Source organism: Micromonospora peucetia (assembly GCF_900091625.1).
Taxonomy (GTDB): domain Bacteria; phylum Actinomycetota; class Actinomycetes; order Mycobacteriales; family Micromonosporaceae; genus Micromonospora; species Micromonospora peucetia.
The window spans coordinates 6,497,406-6,510,062 of sequence record NZ_FMIC01000002.1 but is presented as its reverse complement, the minus strand read 5'-3'; the positions used below and the strand labels follow the sequence as shown (position 1 = coordinate 6,510,062).

At 72.1% G+C, this 12,657-nt stretch carries 11 protein-coding genes and 1 pseudogene; all 12 read left to right on the top strand.

The window, feature by feature from the left end:
• Positions 1-2: 2 nt before the first annotated feature.
• Positions 3-773, top strand: a pseudogene (locus GA0070608_RS33765) (NAD(P)-dependent oxidoreductase); the annotation flags it as partial.
• Positions 765-1,961, top strand: a complete 1,197-nt coding sequence (locus GA0070608_RS33760) for a thiolase family protein (protein ID WP_245716157.1) — start codon at positions 765-767, stop codon at positions 1,959-1,961. The pseudogene GA0070608_RS33765 and the gene GA0070608_RS33760, both read left to right, overlap by 9 nt.
• Complete coding sequence (locus GA0070608_RS28345) at positions 1,958-3,184, top strand: acyl-CoA dehydrogenase family protein (protein WP_091632118.1); 1,227 nt, start codon at positions 1,958-1,960, stop codon at positions 3,182-3,184. The genes GA0070608_RS33760 and GA0070608_RS28345 overlap by 4 nt, the downstream gene beginning before the upstream one ends.
• 17 nt (positions 3,185-3,201) lie before the next feature.
• Positions 3,202-4,032 (top strand): IclR family transcriptional regulator, encoded by an 831-nt coding sequence (locus tag GA0070608_RS28340; RefSeq protein ID WP_176733879.1) that lies wholly within the window; start codon positions 3,202-3,204, stop codon positions 4,030-4,032.
• Between the two features lie 41 nt (positions 4,033-4,073).
• The gene (locus tag GA0070608_RS28335; RefSeq protein ID WP_245715984.1) at positions 4,074-4,799 is read left to right on the top strand and encodes an SDR family NAD(P)-dependent oxidoreductase; all 726 of its coding nucleotides are present in this window, start codon (positions 4,074-4,076) and stop codon (positions 4,797-4,799) included.
• Between the two features lie 10 nt (positions 4,800-4,809).
• A complete protein-coding gene (locus GA0070608_RS28330) occupies positions 4,810-5,949 on the top strand; it encodes an acyl-CoA dehydrogenase family protein (protein ID WP_091632106.1) in 1,140 nt (379 codons plus the stop codon).
• Positions 5,950-5,960: 11 nt separating this feature from the next.
• Positions 5,961-7,118, top strand: coding sequence for a CaiB/BaiF CoA transferase family protein (locus GA0070608_RS28325; RefSeq protein ID WP_281186185.1), 1,158 nt, complete (start codon positions 5,961-5,963; stop codon positions 7,116-7,118).
• 4 nt (positions 7,119-7,122) lie between these two features.
• Entirely contained in the window at positions 7,123-7,920 is a 798-nt protein-coding gene (locus tag GA0070608_RS28320; protein ID WP_091632100.1) for an enoyl-CoA hydratase/isomerase family protein, read from the top strand.
• Positions 7,917-9,023, top strand: a complete 1,107-nt coding sequence (locus tag GA0070608_RS28315; RefSeq protein WP_091632097.1) for an acyl-CoA dehydrogenase family protein — start codon at positions 7,917-7,919, stop codon at positions 9,021-9,023. Before GA0070608_RS28320 ends, GA0070608_RS28315 begins: the two co-directional genes overlap by 4 nt.
• The gene (locus GA0070608_RS28310) at positions 9,020-10,525 is read left to right on the top strand and encodes a class I adenylate-forming enzyme family protein (protein ID WP_091632092.1); all 1,506 of its coding nucleotides are present in this window, start codon (positions 9,020-9,022) and stop codon (positions 10,523-10,525) included. Before GA0070608_RS28315 ends, GA0070608_RS28310 begins: the two co-directional genes overlap by 4 nt.
• Complete coding sequence (locus tag GA0070608_RS28305) at positions 10,515-11,435, top strand: acyl-CoA dehydrogenase family protein (protein ID WP_141719576.1); 921 nt, start codon at positions 10,515-10,517, stop codon at positions 11,433-11,435. The genes GA0070608_RS28310 and GA0070608_RS28305 overlap by 11 nt, the downstream gene beginning before the upstream one ends.
• Positions 11,432-12,625 (top strand): thiolase family protein, encoded by a 1,194-nt coding sequence (locus GA0070608_RS28300; RefSeq protein ID WP_091632086.1) that lies wholly within the window; start codon positions 11,432-11,434, stop codon positions 12,623-12,625. The genes GA0070608_RS28305 and GA0070608_RS28300 overlap by 4 nt, the downstream gene beginning before the upstream one ends.
• The last annotated feature ends 32 nt before the right edge of the window (positions 12,626-12,657 follow it).

Here is a 12,657-nt window from a genome sequence, read left to right as displayed (position 1 = left end):
CCGTGACCGACGGTACCGTGGTGGTCGGCTTCGTGGGGCTGGGCAACATCGGCCGTCCGATGGCCGGCACTCTGGCGGGTGCGTTTCCGGTGGTGGTGTACGACGTAAACGCGTCGGCTGCGGCCGAGGTGCCCGGTGCCCGGGTCGCGGCCTCACTGGCCGACGTGGGTGCCGCCGCCACCGTGGTGGGCGTCGCCGTGTACGACGATGCCCAGGTTCGCGACGTGGTGACCGGGCTGCTGGCCGGGATGCGCCCGGGCGGCACCATCCTGGTGCACAGCACGATCTCGCCGGACACTGTGCGGGACGTCGCGACCCAGGCGGGCGCGGCAGGGGTGGGGCTGCTGGACGTGGCGGTGGCTGGCGGCGACGCCCGGGCACGACGCGGCGAACTCACCCTGATGGTCGGCGGCGACCCGGAGGAGTTGGCCCGCGTCCGCCCGGTCCTCGACACCCTCGGCAGTCGGATCCACCACATGGGTCCGGTCGGCGCGGGACTGGCCGCCAAGCTGGCCAACAACGTGGCACTGCACGTCGGGTTCCAGGTGCTGGAAGAGGCTCTGGCACTGGGCGGCGACGCGGGCGTCGGCGAGGCGGCGCTGCTGGAGGTGCTGGACGCAGGCACCGCGCAGTCCTGGCTGACCGGCAACTTCGCCTACTACCGCCGGCAGATCCGCGAGGTGCTGCCGCCCGGCATGGTCGCCAAGGACCTGCACGCCGCCGTCGCGCTGGCCGGCGACGGCGCGGACCTCCCGCTGACCCGGCTGGCTGCCGGCACCCAGCGGGAGGCGGTGGTGGTGGCGGCGCTGCGGACCCCGCTGGGCCGCCGCCGGGGCGCGCTGAGCGGGGTACGCCCGGACGAACTGCTGGCCTACACCCTGCGCCGGCTCGTGCAGCGGGCCGGCATCGCGCCGGACACGGTGGACGACGTGATCGCCGGATGCGTCAACGCGGTCGGTGAGCAGGGGCGCAACATCGCCCGGGTGGCCGCGCTGGCCGCCGGCCTGCCGGTCACGGTGCCGGGTGTGACGGTCAACCGGATGTGCGGTTCCAGCCAGCAGGCGCTGCACTTCGCGGCGCACGCGGTGCTGAGCGGCCAACAGCGGATGGTGATCGCCGCCGGCGTCGAGTCGATGTCCCGGGTACCGCTGGGCGCCGACGCGGCGGGCGCCACCCCTCCGGGCGCGGTCACCGGCCGGTACGCGCTGGTGGACCAGGGCGTGGCGGCGGACCGGATCGCCGCGCGCTGGCACCTGGACCGTGCCGAGCTGGACGCCTTCGCCCTGGCCAGCCACCGCAACGCCGAGGCGGCCTGGCGGGACGGCCGGTTCACCGACGAGTGCGTACCGGTGCCCGCCGACCTCACCGCGGCGCTGCTCGCCGGCGAGTTGCCCGACGCCGGTTGGCTCATCGAGCGTGACGAGGGCATCCGGCCCGACACCTCGCTGGCGGCCCTGGCCATGCTGGAGCCCGCCTTCGGCGCGGACGGCGTGCACCACGCCGGCAACTCCAGCCAGCTCACCGACGGCGCGGCGGCCGTGCTGGTCTGCGACGGCGCCGAGGCGCAACGGCTCGGCCTGGTACCGCTGGCACGGATCGTGGCCACCGAGGTCGTCGGCGTGGACACCGACCTGATGCTGCACGGCGTCATTCCGGTGACCCGGCGCATCCTGGAGCGCACCGGACTGACCCTTGCCGACATCGACCTGTACGAGGTCAACGAGGCGTTCGCCAGCGTACCGCTGGCCTGGCTGCGGGAGACGGGCGCCGATCCCGGGCGGCTCAACGTCAACGGTGGCGCCATCGCGCTGGGCCACCCCACCGGGTGCTCGGGTGCCCGACTGGCCACCACCCTGCTGTACGAGCTGCGCCGCCGAGGTGGCCGGTACGGGTTGCAGGTCATGTGCGTCGGCTACGGGATGGCCACCGCGACGCTCTACGAACGGATTGGTGAGGCATGAGCGAACTGCTGTCGGCGCAGACCCGGGAGATCCTGGACGGGCTGCGCGACTTCCTGAACGCGGAGGTCCTCGCCCGGCACCGCGACGCCGGTGCGCTGCTGTCCGACCCGCGCCAGCGGTACGGGCCGGACGGCCGGCACGTCGCCGCCGTCGAGGAGCACCGCCGGGCGGTCCGGATGGCCTCGGCCCGCGCCGGGTACTACACGATGTGCGTTCCCGAGGAGCTGGGCGGCGGTGGGCAGGGCGCGGTCACCTCGTACGCGGCGTGGGAGCTGATCAACCGGCTCTGCGGCAGCGGCGGCTGGCTGGGCAGCGAGGTGGTGGCGCACTGGGCCACCGGGCCGAGCGTGGTGTTCGCCCGCGCCGGGCAGCGGCTGCGGGACACCTTCCTGGGCTCCCTGCTCTCCGGTGAGCAGACCATGTGCTTCGCGATGTCCGAGCCTGGCGCCGGCTCGGACGTGTGGCAGATGTCGACCCGGGCGGTACCCGAGGCAGGCGGCTGGCGGCTCACCGGCGTCAAGCAGTGGATCTCCAACGGGCCGCATGCCGACCTGGCCATCGTCTTCGCGGTCACCGACCCCGAGAGGGTGCGGGCCAGAGCGGGCGGCATCTCGGCTTTCCTGGTACCGACCGACGCGCCGGGATTCCAGGTGGACAGCGTCATCGGCCTGTACGGCCAGATGGGCGGCGAGCATGCCATCCTGTCGATGAACGAGGTGCGGGTCGAGGACTGGCAGTTGTTCGGTGAGCCGGGCGGCGGGCTGTCGCTCGGGCTGGACGGCATCGCCACCGGCCGGCTGTACAACACGGCGAAGGGCGTCGGGCTGGCCCGCTGGGCGCTGGGCCTGGCGGTCGACTTCGCCACCGAGCGGGAGACGTTCGGCACCCGGCTGTTCGACAACCAGGGCATCTCGTTCCCGCTGGCCGATGCCGCCACCCGGATCCACGCCGCGCACCTGATGGGACTGCACGCCGCCGAACTGGTCGACGCCGGGCGACCCGCCCTGACCGAGGTGGCGATGGCCAAACTGTTCGCCACGGAGATGGCGACCGATGTCATTGACCGGGCCATACAGACGCTGGGCGGGATGGGCATCACCACCGAGGTGGGGCTCGCGAAGGCGTGGCAGAGCATGCGGACGGTCCAGATCGCGGACGGCTCTTCGGAGATACTCAAGCGGCTCATCTCACGGCGCATGGCCAATGGAGAGGTGAGCGGATGAGTAGAGGTGACGCTGCCATGACCGAGGAATATCGGGTCCCCGCCATCGAACGGGCCGTACGGGTGCTGCGGCTGCTCGCGGCGCAGGACTCAATGTCGCTGGCGAAGACGGTGGAAGCCACCGGCATGAACAAGAGCACCACCTATTACATCCTGCGCACCCTGCTGGCCGAGAATCTCGTCCAGTACGACGACGCCGGGCAGGGCTACCAGCTCGGCCCCGCGCTGGTCGAACTCGGCGCCGCCGCGGCCAACCAGATGAACGACGTCAGCATCGCCAAGCGCAGCCTGGCCAAACTGCTGGACCAGATGAACGCCACGATCGTGCTGTACCGGCGGATCAGCCTGACCGAGATCATCCTGGTCGACAAGCTGGAGCGCCCGCACCGGGTACGCATCACCCTGCAGGTCGGCACGCCGGTGCCGATCCAGGGCGGCTCGTTCGGCCGGGTCTTCCTCGCCTACGACCAGCCCTCGCAGGTCAATGCCGCGCTGGCCACCGGGCTGCAGTTGTTCACCAGCAAGAGCGTCGCCCGCAAGGAGATCTTTCTGCGCGAGCTGGAACGGGTACGCGAGCAGGGTTTCGCAGTTGACCACGAGGGCTACGCGCTGGGCGTCAGCACCGTCGCCGCGCCGATCTTCGGGCCGGACGGGCGGATCCGGCTGGTAGCCGCCGCAGTGGCTTTCACCAGTGAGATGGACGAACAACAATCCGCCTTGTACGGGCGGCTGCTGCGCGAATGCTGCGAGCGGATCACAAAAATGCTCGCCGGTCGCACCGAACTCGTCGGTCAGGACGAGTCCTGGGCCGACCACCAACCTCCGAAAGACAGGGAGTACCGCACATGACGGCTACGGCCTCGGTTTCAACACAGACGCTCCATGGTCAGGTGGCCGTGGTCACCGGTGGAGCGGGCGGACTGGGCCTGGCCATCAGCCGGGAACTCGGGATGGCCGGCGCCATCGTGATCGTCGCCGACATCGCCGCCGAACCCGCCGCCCGCGGTGCCGAGCAACTCGCCGCGGACGGCGTCGACGCACATCCGCACGTGCTGGACGTGACGTCCCGGCAGAGCATCGACGCGATGGCCGCCGAGGTGAGCGCCCGCCACGGCCGCATCGACATCCTGGTCAACAACGCCGGCTTCCCGGTGGACCGGCCGCTGGTGTCGATGAGTGACGAAGACTGGCACCAGGTGCTCAACGTGTGCCTGTACGGCACCTTCGCGTGCAGCCGTGCGGTGGCGCCGGGCATGATCGAGCGCGGCTACGGACGGCTCATCAACATCAGCTCCCGCGCGTACCTGGGCAACCCGGGGCAGGCGAACTACGCGGCGGCCAAGGCCGGCATCGTCGGCCTGACCCGTACCCTGGCCAAGGAGCTCGGCAAGCACAACATCACGGTCAACGCCATCGCCCCCGGCCTGATCGCCACCGAGACCGTCCGCCGGCACCCGAAGTTCGACGCCATCGCGGAACGGGCGGAGCGCGCCAACTCGATTCGCCGCCTCGGCACCCCCGAGGACATCTCCGCCGCCGCGCTGTATCTCGCCTCGCCGGCAGCCTCGTTCGTCACCGGGGACGTGCTGCACGTCACCGGCGGCCGGTTCAGCTGAGGAGGCGGCGATGGATGTCCTGCTGAGTGAGGACGAGCGGCTGCTGCGCGACAGCGTGCGCTCGTACCTCGACGCGAAGATCGCGCCGATCGTGACCGAGCACGAACGCGCGCGTACCTTTCCCTGGCATCGGCTGGCCGAGCTGTACGAGTTCGGGTACGTGCGCGGCGTGGTACCGGAGGCGGACGGCGGCGACGGCGCCAGCCACATGGCGCAGGCGCTGCTGATGCAGGAGGCCGGCCGCTGCTGGGGTTCGCTGCGCACCACGCTCAACGTGCAGAGCATGGTGGCCCGGGTACTGAGCACGGCCGGCACGCCGGAGCAGAAGGAGCGGTTCCTCCGGCCGCTGCTGGCCGGGCAACGGTTCGGCTGGTTCGCGCTCACCGAACCCGACGCGGGTTCCGACGCCGGTGCGCTGCGCACGACGGCGCGGCGCGACGGGGACGACTATGTCATCAACGGGCGGAAGCTCTACATCACCAACGCCCTGGCCGGCGACTTCGGGGTCGTGCTGGCCCGGGTGCCGGACACCGGCGAGGTCAGCGCGTTCCTGGTGGACCGGACGGAGTCGGAGTACCAGGCCTACGACATCCCGCACATGCCGCTGCGGGCCACGACCAGCTGTGAGCTGGTCTTCGACCAGACCCGGATTCCGGCAGCCAATCTGCTGGGCGAGTTGGGTCGTGGGCTGGCCCTGGCGATGTCCGGCGTCAACCTGGGCCGGTTGAACATGGCGATGGGCGCGGTCGGGCTGGCCCAGGCCTGCCTGGAGTCCTGCGTGGACTTCGCCCGTACCCGGGAACAGTTCGGCCGCCCGATCGCCGGATTCCAGCTGGTGCAGGAGATGGTGGTGCAGGTCGCCACGCTCACCGAGACCGCCCGGCTGCTGGGCTATCAGGCGGCCCGCACGCTCGACGCCGGGCTGCCGGGCCGGTACGAGTGCTCGATGGCCAAGTACTACTGCGGCGAGGCCGCTGGTCAGGCCGCGACGCTCGCGTTGCAGGTGCACGGCGGGGCCGGGCTGATGGAGGAGTCCCCGGTGGAGCGCTACTTCCGCGACGCGCGGGAGGCGACCATCCCCGAGGGCACCAGCCAGATCCAGATCCTGCACCTGGGCAAGCACCTGCTCGGGGTCTCGGCACTGCGATGAACACAGCACACATCGGAGGAAATGTCATGTCCGGGCCGCTGCAGGGGGTACGGATCATCGAGGTGGCGGCGCTGGGCCCGGTGCCGTTCGCCGGGATGCTGCTGGCCGACATGGGCGCCGAGGTGATCCGGGTCGACCGGGTGGGCGCCCCCGCGCCGGGTGCGGGAGCGAGCGTCGAGACGGATCCGCGGCACCGGCACCGGCGCACCGTGGCACTGGACCTCAAGCGGTCCGAGGGCGTGGACCTGTTGCTGCGCCTCGCGGAAGGCGCCGACGTGCTGATGGAGGGGATGCGGCCCGGCGTGATGGAGCGGCTGGGCGCCGGCCCGCAGCCCTGCCTGGAACGCAATCCGGGGCTGATCTACGCGCGGATGACCGGCTGGGGGCAGGACGGGCCGCTGGCCCAGCGGGCCGGGCACGACATCAACTACATCGGGATCGCCGGAGCGCTGCACCCGATGGGGCCGGCCGAGCTGCCACCGCCGGTGCCGTTGAACCTGGTCGGCGACTTCGGCGGCGGCGCGATGTACCTGGCCTTCGGCATCGCCTGCGCGCTGCGGGAACGGGAGCGCTCCGGCGCCGGGCAGGTCATCGACGCGGCCATGGTGGACGGTGCGGTCTCGCTGACCGCGATGTTCCACGGGATGCTGGCCGCCGGCACCTGGTCGGACCGGCGGGAGAGCAACGTGCTCGACGGCTCGGCGCACTTCTACCGCACGTACCGCACCAGCGACGGTGGCTTCATGGCGGTCGGCGCGATCGAGCCGCAGTTCTACGCCCAGCTGCTGTCCGGGCTCGGGGTGACGGCCGACGACCATCCGCAGCACGACCGGGAGCGCTGGCCCGCATCGGCCGCCGCGTTCGCCCGGATCTTCGCCGCCCGCACCCGGGACGAGTGGACTGCGGTGTTCGACGGTACCGACGCCTGCGTGACGCCGGTGCTGTCGATGACCGAGGCCGTCGGTCACCCGCATCTGGCCGCCCGGGGCACGCTGGTGCCGGTCGCGGGTACGCCCCAGCCGGCACCCGCGCCGCGGTTCTCCCGGACCGCCGCGGTGCCGCCGGGCCCGCCGGTCGGGTACGGCCGGCACACCGACGAGCTCCTCGCCGGCCTCGGACTTTCCATCAGAGACATCGAACGGCTGCGCGCCGAGCGGATCGTGGGTTAGCGACATGACGAACGAGGACATCGAGTACGACGAGCGCGACGGCATCGCCACCATCCGACTCAACCGGCCGGAGGTGGGCAACGCGCTGTCCCGGCGGATGCGGCCCCGGCTGCGCGAGTTGTGGGCGAAGGTACGCGACGATCCGTCGGTACGGGTGGTCATCGTCACCGGCACCGGGGACCGGCACTTCTGCACCGGCGCCGACGTCCGCGAGGTGGCCGACAACGGTACGACCTCGTCCGGGCATGGCACGGTGGCCGAGGACATCGTCTGGTCACCGTTGCAGAACCAGGTGTGGAAGCCCGTCATCTGTGCCGTGAACGGGCTGGTCGCCGGAGGTGGGCTGCACTTCGTCGCGGACGCCGACATCGTCGTGGCCGCCGAGCATGCCCAGTTCATGGACACCCATGTCAGCGTCGGCCAGGTCGGTGCGGTGGAGAACATCGGACTGGCTCGCCGCCTACCGCTGGGCACCGTGCTGCGGATGACGCTGGCGGGCCGGGGGTTTCGGCTCGACGCGACCCGCGCGTACCAGCTTGGTCTGGTCGACGAACTGGTGCCGGCGGCCGGCCTGATGGACACCGCGCGGGAACTGGCCGCGGCCATCGCCGCGAACTCTCCGAGTGCGGTGTCGCTCTCGAAGCAGGCCGTCTGGGGCGCCGCCGAACGGCCGCACCAGGAGGCCCTGGAGTACGGCTGGGAACTGGCCCGCCGGCAGTGGACCCACCCCGACTTCATCGAGGGTGCGCGCGCCTTCGTGCAGCGACGCCCGCCGCAGTGGAATGTCGAGGTGCCCGCATGAGGTGGGCCTTCACCACCGATCAGGAACGCCTGCGCGAGGAGGTGCGGGCCTTCCTGGCCGAACACGCGCACCAGCGCGACCCGATGCAGTACTTCCACGGCCGCGGCGGCGCCAGCCGCGAGCTGTACCGCGAACTCGGCCGGCGCGGCTGGCTACGGCTGGCCTGGCCGGGTGAGTGGGGCGGGCAGGACGCGTGGCCCTCCACCGAGTTCATCGTCTGGGACGAGCTGGCCTACGCCCGCGCGGTACGCCCCGACCTGGCCGCCGGGATCGTCGCGAAGACCATCATCGGGCACGGCACGGACGAGCAACGGGCCCGCTTCCTGCCCGGCATCGGCCGGGGCGAGATCAGCTTCGCGTTGGGATACTCGGAGCCGGAAGCCGGATCGGACCTGGCCGCGGTACGCACCCGGGCGGTTCCCGACGGCGACGGGTACCGGGTTACCGGCGAGAAGCGGTGGACCTCCGACGCGCACAACTCCGACTACCTGTGGCTGCTGTGCCGTACCCCGGAAAGCGGTCACACCCTGTTGATGCTCGACCTCACCTCGCCCGGGGTGCAGATCCGGCCGATCCACACCATCGACGGGCATCGGCTCAACGAGGTGAGCCTCGACGGCGTGCACGTGCCGCAGGAGAACCGGATCGGTGCCGAAGGCGAGGCGTGGCGGCTGATCCGGGCCGCGCTGGCCGTCGAGCGGCATCTGATGGTGCTGCCCGGCCGGGTCCGCCGCGACTTCGAGGATCTGCTGCGCTGGTCGACCGAGCGGGGCTGGTCGGTCGATGCCCGGACCCGCGCCGACATCGCCGACATCGCGCTGGACGTGGCCGAGGTGGAGGTGGCGGCCATGAGTACCCTCGCGGCCCTGGAGGCCGGCCACGACGGCGCCGCGCAGGCGGCGCGGGCAAAGCTGTTGGGCAGCAGGACCCTGCAACGCATTGCGCGGCTGCCGTTCGACGTCGGCGATACCGGGGCCGCCCGCACCGGCACGCCGAGTTTCCTGTGGCACGAGACCTTCATGGAGACCATCGCCGGAGGCACCTCGGAAATCATGCTGGGCGTGCTGGCCCGCGAGGCGCTCGGGCTGGGAGGACGTCGATGACCAGGTACCTGGACGTGCTCGCCGATCACGCGCGGCACGCGCCGAACGCGCCGGCGCTGATCGACGCGGTCGGCGAGTACACCTACGCGGAACTGTGGACCGCGATCGAGGAGCACGCCGCCGCGCTGCGCGCCCTCGGCGTCGCCCCCGGCGACCGGGTGGTCACCGCGCTGGCGCCCGGCGCCCCGCACCTGGCCGCGCTGTTCGGGGTGATGGCCGCCGGGGCGGTCGCGGTACCGCTGAACATCCGACTCGCCCCGCCCGAGGCGTACGCCTTCCTGGCCCCGCTCTGCCCGGCCCAGTTGCTGGCCGCCGAACCCGACACCGGGCTGGCGGCCAAGCTGGGCTGTGGCCTGGCCACGCTGCCTTCGGCCAGCGCTCCCGGGCCGTTGGCCGGCCGGATGTCGCTGACCGTCGTGACGCCCGCCTCGTCGTCGCCCGGGTTCCGCGACGAAGCGGCCGCGATGATCATCGGTACCGGCGGCACCACCGGCGAACCGAAGGGCGCCACCTGGACCCATTCGGCGCTGTACCAGTACGCCGCGTCCTGCCAGGCGCAGATGGAGATCCGGCGTACTGATGTGGAGCTGTACTTCTCCCCGTTCTTCCACATCGCGGTCGCCACGATCGTGTTCGCGACCCTGTTCGCGGGCGGCACCGCCTGGCTGCTGCCGCGTTTTGACGAGGCCGCTGTCCTCGACGCGCTCGCCACCGGCCGGCCCACCCGGCTGTTCGGCGCACCCACCGCGTTGTTGCGGCTGCTGGAGCATCCCGGCTTCGGTGCGGAGCACGGTGCCTCGATCCGCCGGGTGCTGTTCGGCTCTACCGCCAGCGTGCCCGCCTTCCCTGGTCGGCTGCGCGCCGCGTTTCCGCGGGCCCGCCTGATCACCGGGTACGGCGCCACCGAGTTCGGCGCGGTGGCCCGGGTTCGCTCCTGGGAACAGGAGGACGGCGTCGACCGGGGGCTGGGTCGCCCGGTGCCGGGCGTGTCGATCCGCATCGTCGACGACGCTGGCCACGACGTGCCCCGGGGCAGCGTCGGGGAGGTACTGGTCCGCGCCCCGTGGCAGATGTCCGGGTACTGGGCGCGGCCGGAACAGACCCGTGCCACGGCGGTCGACGGTGCGATCCGCTCCGGTGACCTCGGCTGGCTCGACGAGAACGGCTTCCTGCACCTGGCCGGCCGCGCCAAAGACATGATCATCTCAGGGGGCGAGAACGTCTTCCCGATTGAGGTGGAGAACGTGATCGCCCGGCATCCGCAGGTCCACCAGGTGGCGGTGTTCGGCGCGGACGACCCGCTGTGGGGCGAACGGGTGGAGGCCGCCGTCGTACCACACCCCGGTCGAGGGGTGGATCCCGACGGGCTGCGCGAGCATTGCCGCGCCGCCCTGGCCGGGTACAAGGTGCCTCGCCGGTTCCACGTGCTCGACGCGCTGCCGATGACCCCTGCGATGAAGGTGGACAAACGTGCCCTACGGGAGGTCACCCGTGACGCTTGAGGTGGACTACGGCCAGCAGCCGCGCGAGTTCGCGGAGGCGGTACGCACGCTGTGCCGGCGCCATGAGGAGGGTTGGCGCCACCTGCCCGGCGACGGGTTTCCCGAGCAGACCTGGCAGGACCTCGCCGACATCGGGTTCCTTGGCCTCGCAGCCGAGGGCACCGAGGTGGCCGGCGAGATCGCCGCTGTCATGGAGGAGTTGGGCGGCCTCGGCTGCCCCGGCCCGCTCTGGGAAACCGTCCTGGCGACCCGCGCCGCCGCCGAACCGCCGGCGAACGGCATCGCCACCGTGGGTACCGGCGGCCCGCTGCCCTGGGGACACCGCGCCACCGTGTTCTTCGCGCTCACCGACGACGGCCTCTGGGAGTGTGAGCCGGCCGGTGAGGCGGTGCCGGTACCGATGCTCACCGGTGAGCTATGGGCCGAGGTGCCGCTGGCACCCCGCCGGCGCGTCCCCGACGAGTGCGGCGCGCTCGCCCTGGGCGACCTGGCGCTCGCCGCGCAACTTGTCGGAGCCGGTGCCCGGCTGGTTCGGGACGCCGCCGAGTACGTGGCCAGCCGCCACCAGTTCCGCCGGCCGCTGGGCGACTTCCAGGGCGTGGCCTTCCCGCTCGCCGAGGCCGACATCGGACTGGCCGCCGCGCGGGCCCTGACCAGCCGGGCCGCGTCCCGCCTGGCGGACGGCAGTGCGGACGCCGCGTGGGCCGCCCGCGCCGCCGTCCTTTCCGCCGCCCGTGCGGCCCGTACCACCACGTACCACACCTTCCAGGCGTACGGCGCGATGGCGTTCACCGAAGAGAGCGGCGTGGCCTGGTACGGGCGGCGCATCGCACAGCTGCGCACCCAGGCGTTGGCTCCGTACCGCCGGGCGGCGTGGACCGCCGACGTTTTCGAGAGGAAGTCCCCATGACCGACGATGTCGTCGTCCTCGCCACGGGCCGTACCCCGTTCGGCCGCTTCGGCGGCGCCCTTCGTGACCTGCCCCTGCCCGACCTCGGCGCGATCCCGGTGGGCGCCGTGCTGGACCGCGCCGGGCTGACCGGCGCGGACGTCGACGAGCTGGCGTTCGGGGTGAACTTCCCCGGCTCCGAGCGCTCGGTGGCCCGGCAGGTGCTGCTGCGGGCCGGCATCCCCGAGGAGAAGGTGGCGTTCACCGTCGACCGGGCCTGCTGCTCGTCGCTTGCGGCGATCACGCTGGCCAGCCGGGGACTGCGGCTGAACGACACCGCGCTGAGCGTCGCCGGCGCCGTGGAGAACCTGAGCCGGGTGCCGTACTTCGTGCATGAGGCCCGCTTCGGCAACCGGATCGGCGACATCGTGCTCACCGACCAACTCGTCGTCTCCTGCCCGCACACGGGGGTACCCCGGGCCGTGCAGGCTGGCGTCGAAGCCACCGAGCACGGGGTGGACCGCGCCGAACAGGACGACTGGGCGCTGCGCAGCCAGCAACGGTACGCGGACGCCCTGGCCCGTGGCTGCTTCGACGATGAGATCGTGCCGGTGGACGTGCCGGACCGGACCGGCCGCCCCGTACGGCTGGCCGCCGACGAGGTACCGCGGCCCGACACCACAGCAGAGCAACTGGCCGCGCTGCGGACTGTCTACGGCAGCGCAACGGTGACGGCGGGCAACGCGCCCAACATGGGTACCGGCGCGGTGGCCCTGGTGCTGGCCAGTACGGCGGAGGCGACCCGGCGCGGTACCACCGGCCTGGCCACCATCAGCGCGTGTACCCAGGTGTCCGGCGATCCGCAACGCCTGGCGTCGATGCCCGCGCGGGCGGCCCAGCGGGCACTGGCCCGGGCCGGCCTGACCCTGGCGGACATCGACCTGATCGAAGTCAACGAGGCGTTCGCGGCGGTGCCCCTGGTCACGACACTCGTTCTGGCGGACGGGGACCGGGAGAAGGCGCTGCGGCTGCGTGAGCGGACGAACGTCAACGGCGGGGCTGTCGCGGTCGGTCACCCCACGGGCGCGACGGGCGGCCGGCTGGTGATGACGATGATCAACGAGCTGCGCCGGCGGGGCGGGGGGAGGGGCCTGGTCGCCATCTGCGGCGGCGTCGGCGAAGCCGAGTCAGCCATCGTCACCGTCCGGTGACCTGCCCTGAGGGCGGTGAGGCCGCCGTCTCG

Excerpts from the sequence above, each read along its gene's own strand:
- GA0070608_RS28345 (WP_091632118.1), top strand. The coding sequence starts at position 1,958 with ATGAGCGAACTGCTGTCGGCGCAGACCCGGGAGATCCTGGACGGGCTG.
- GA0070608_RS28340 (WP_176733879.1), top strand. The coding sequence starts at position 3,202 with ATGACCGAGGAATATCGGGTCCCCGCCATCGAACGGGCCGTACGGGTG.
- GA0070608_RS28320 (WP_091632100.1), top strand. The coding sequence starts at position 7,123 with ATGACGAACGAGGACATCGAGTACGACGAGCGCGACGGCATCGCCACC.
- GA0070608_RS28330 (WP_091632106.1), top strand. The coding sequence starts at position 4,810 with ATGGATGTCCTGCTGAGTGAGGACGAGCGGCTGCTGCGCGACAGCGTG.
- GA0070608_RS28300 (WP_091632086.1), top strand. The coding sequence starts at position 11,432 with ATGACCGACGATGTCGTCGTCCTCGCCACGGGCCGTACCCCGTTCGGC.
- GA0070608_RS28310 (WP_091632092.1), top strand. The coding sequence starts at position 9,020 with ATGACCAGGTACCTGGACGTGCTCGCCGATCACGCGCGGCACGCGCCG.
- GA0070608_RS28315 (WP_091632097.1), top strand. The coding sequence starts at position 7,917 with ATGAGGTGGGCCTTCACCACCGATCAGGAACGCCTGCGCGAGGAGGTG.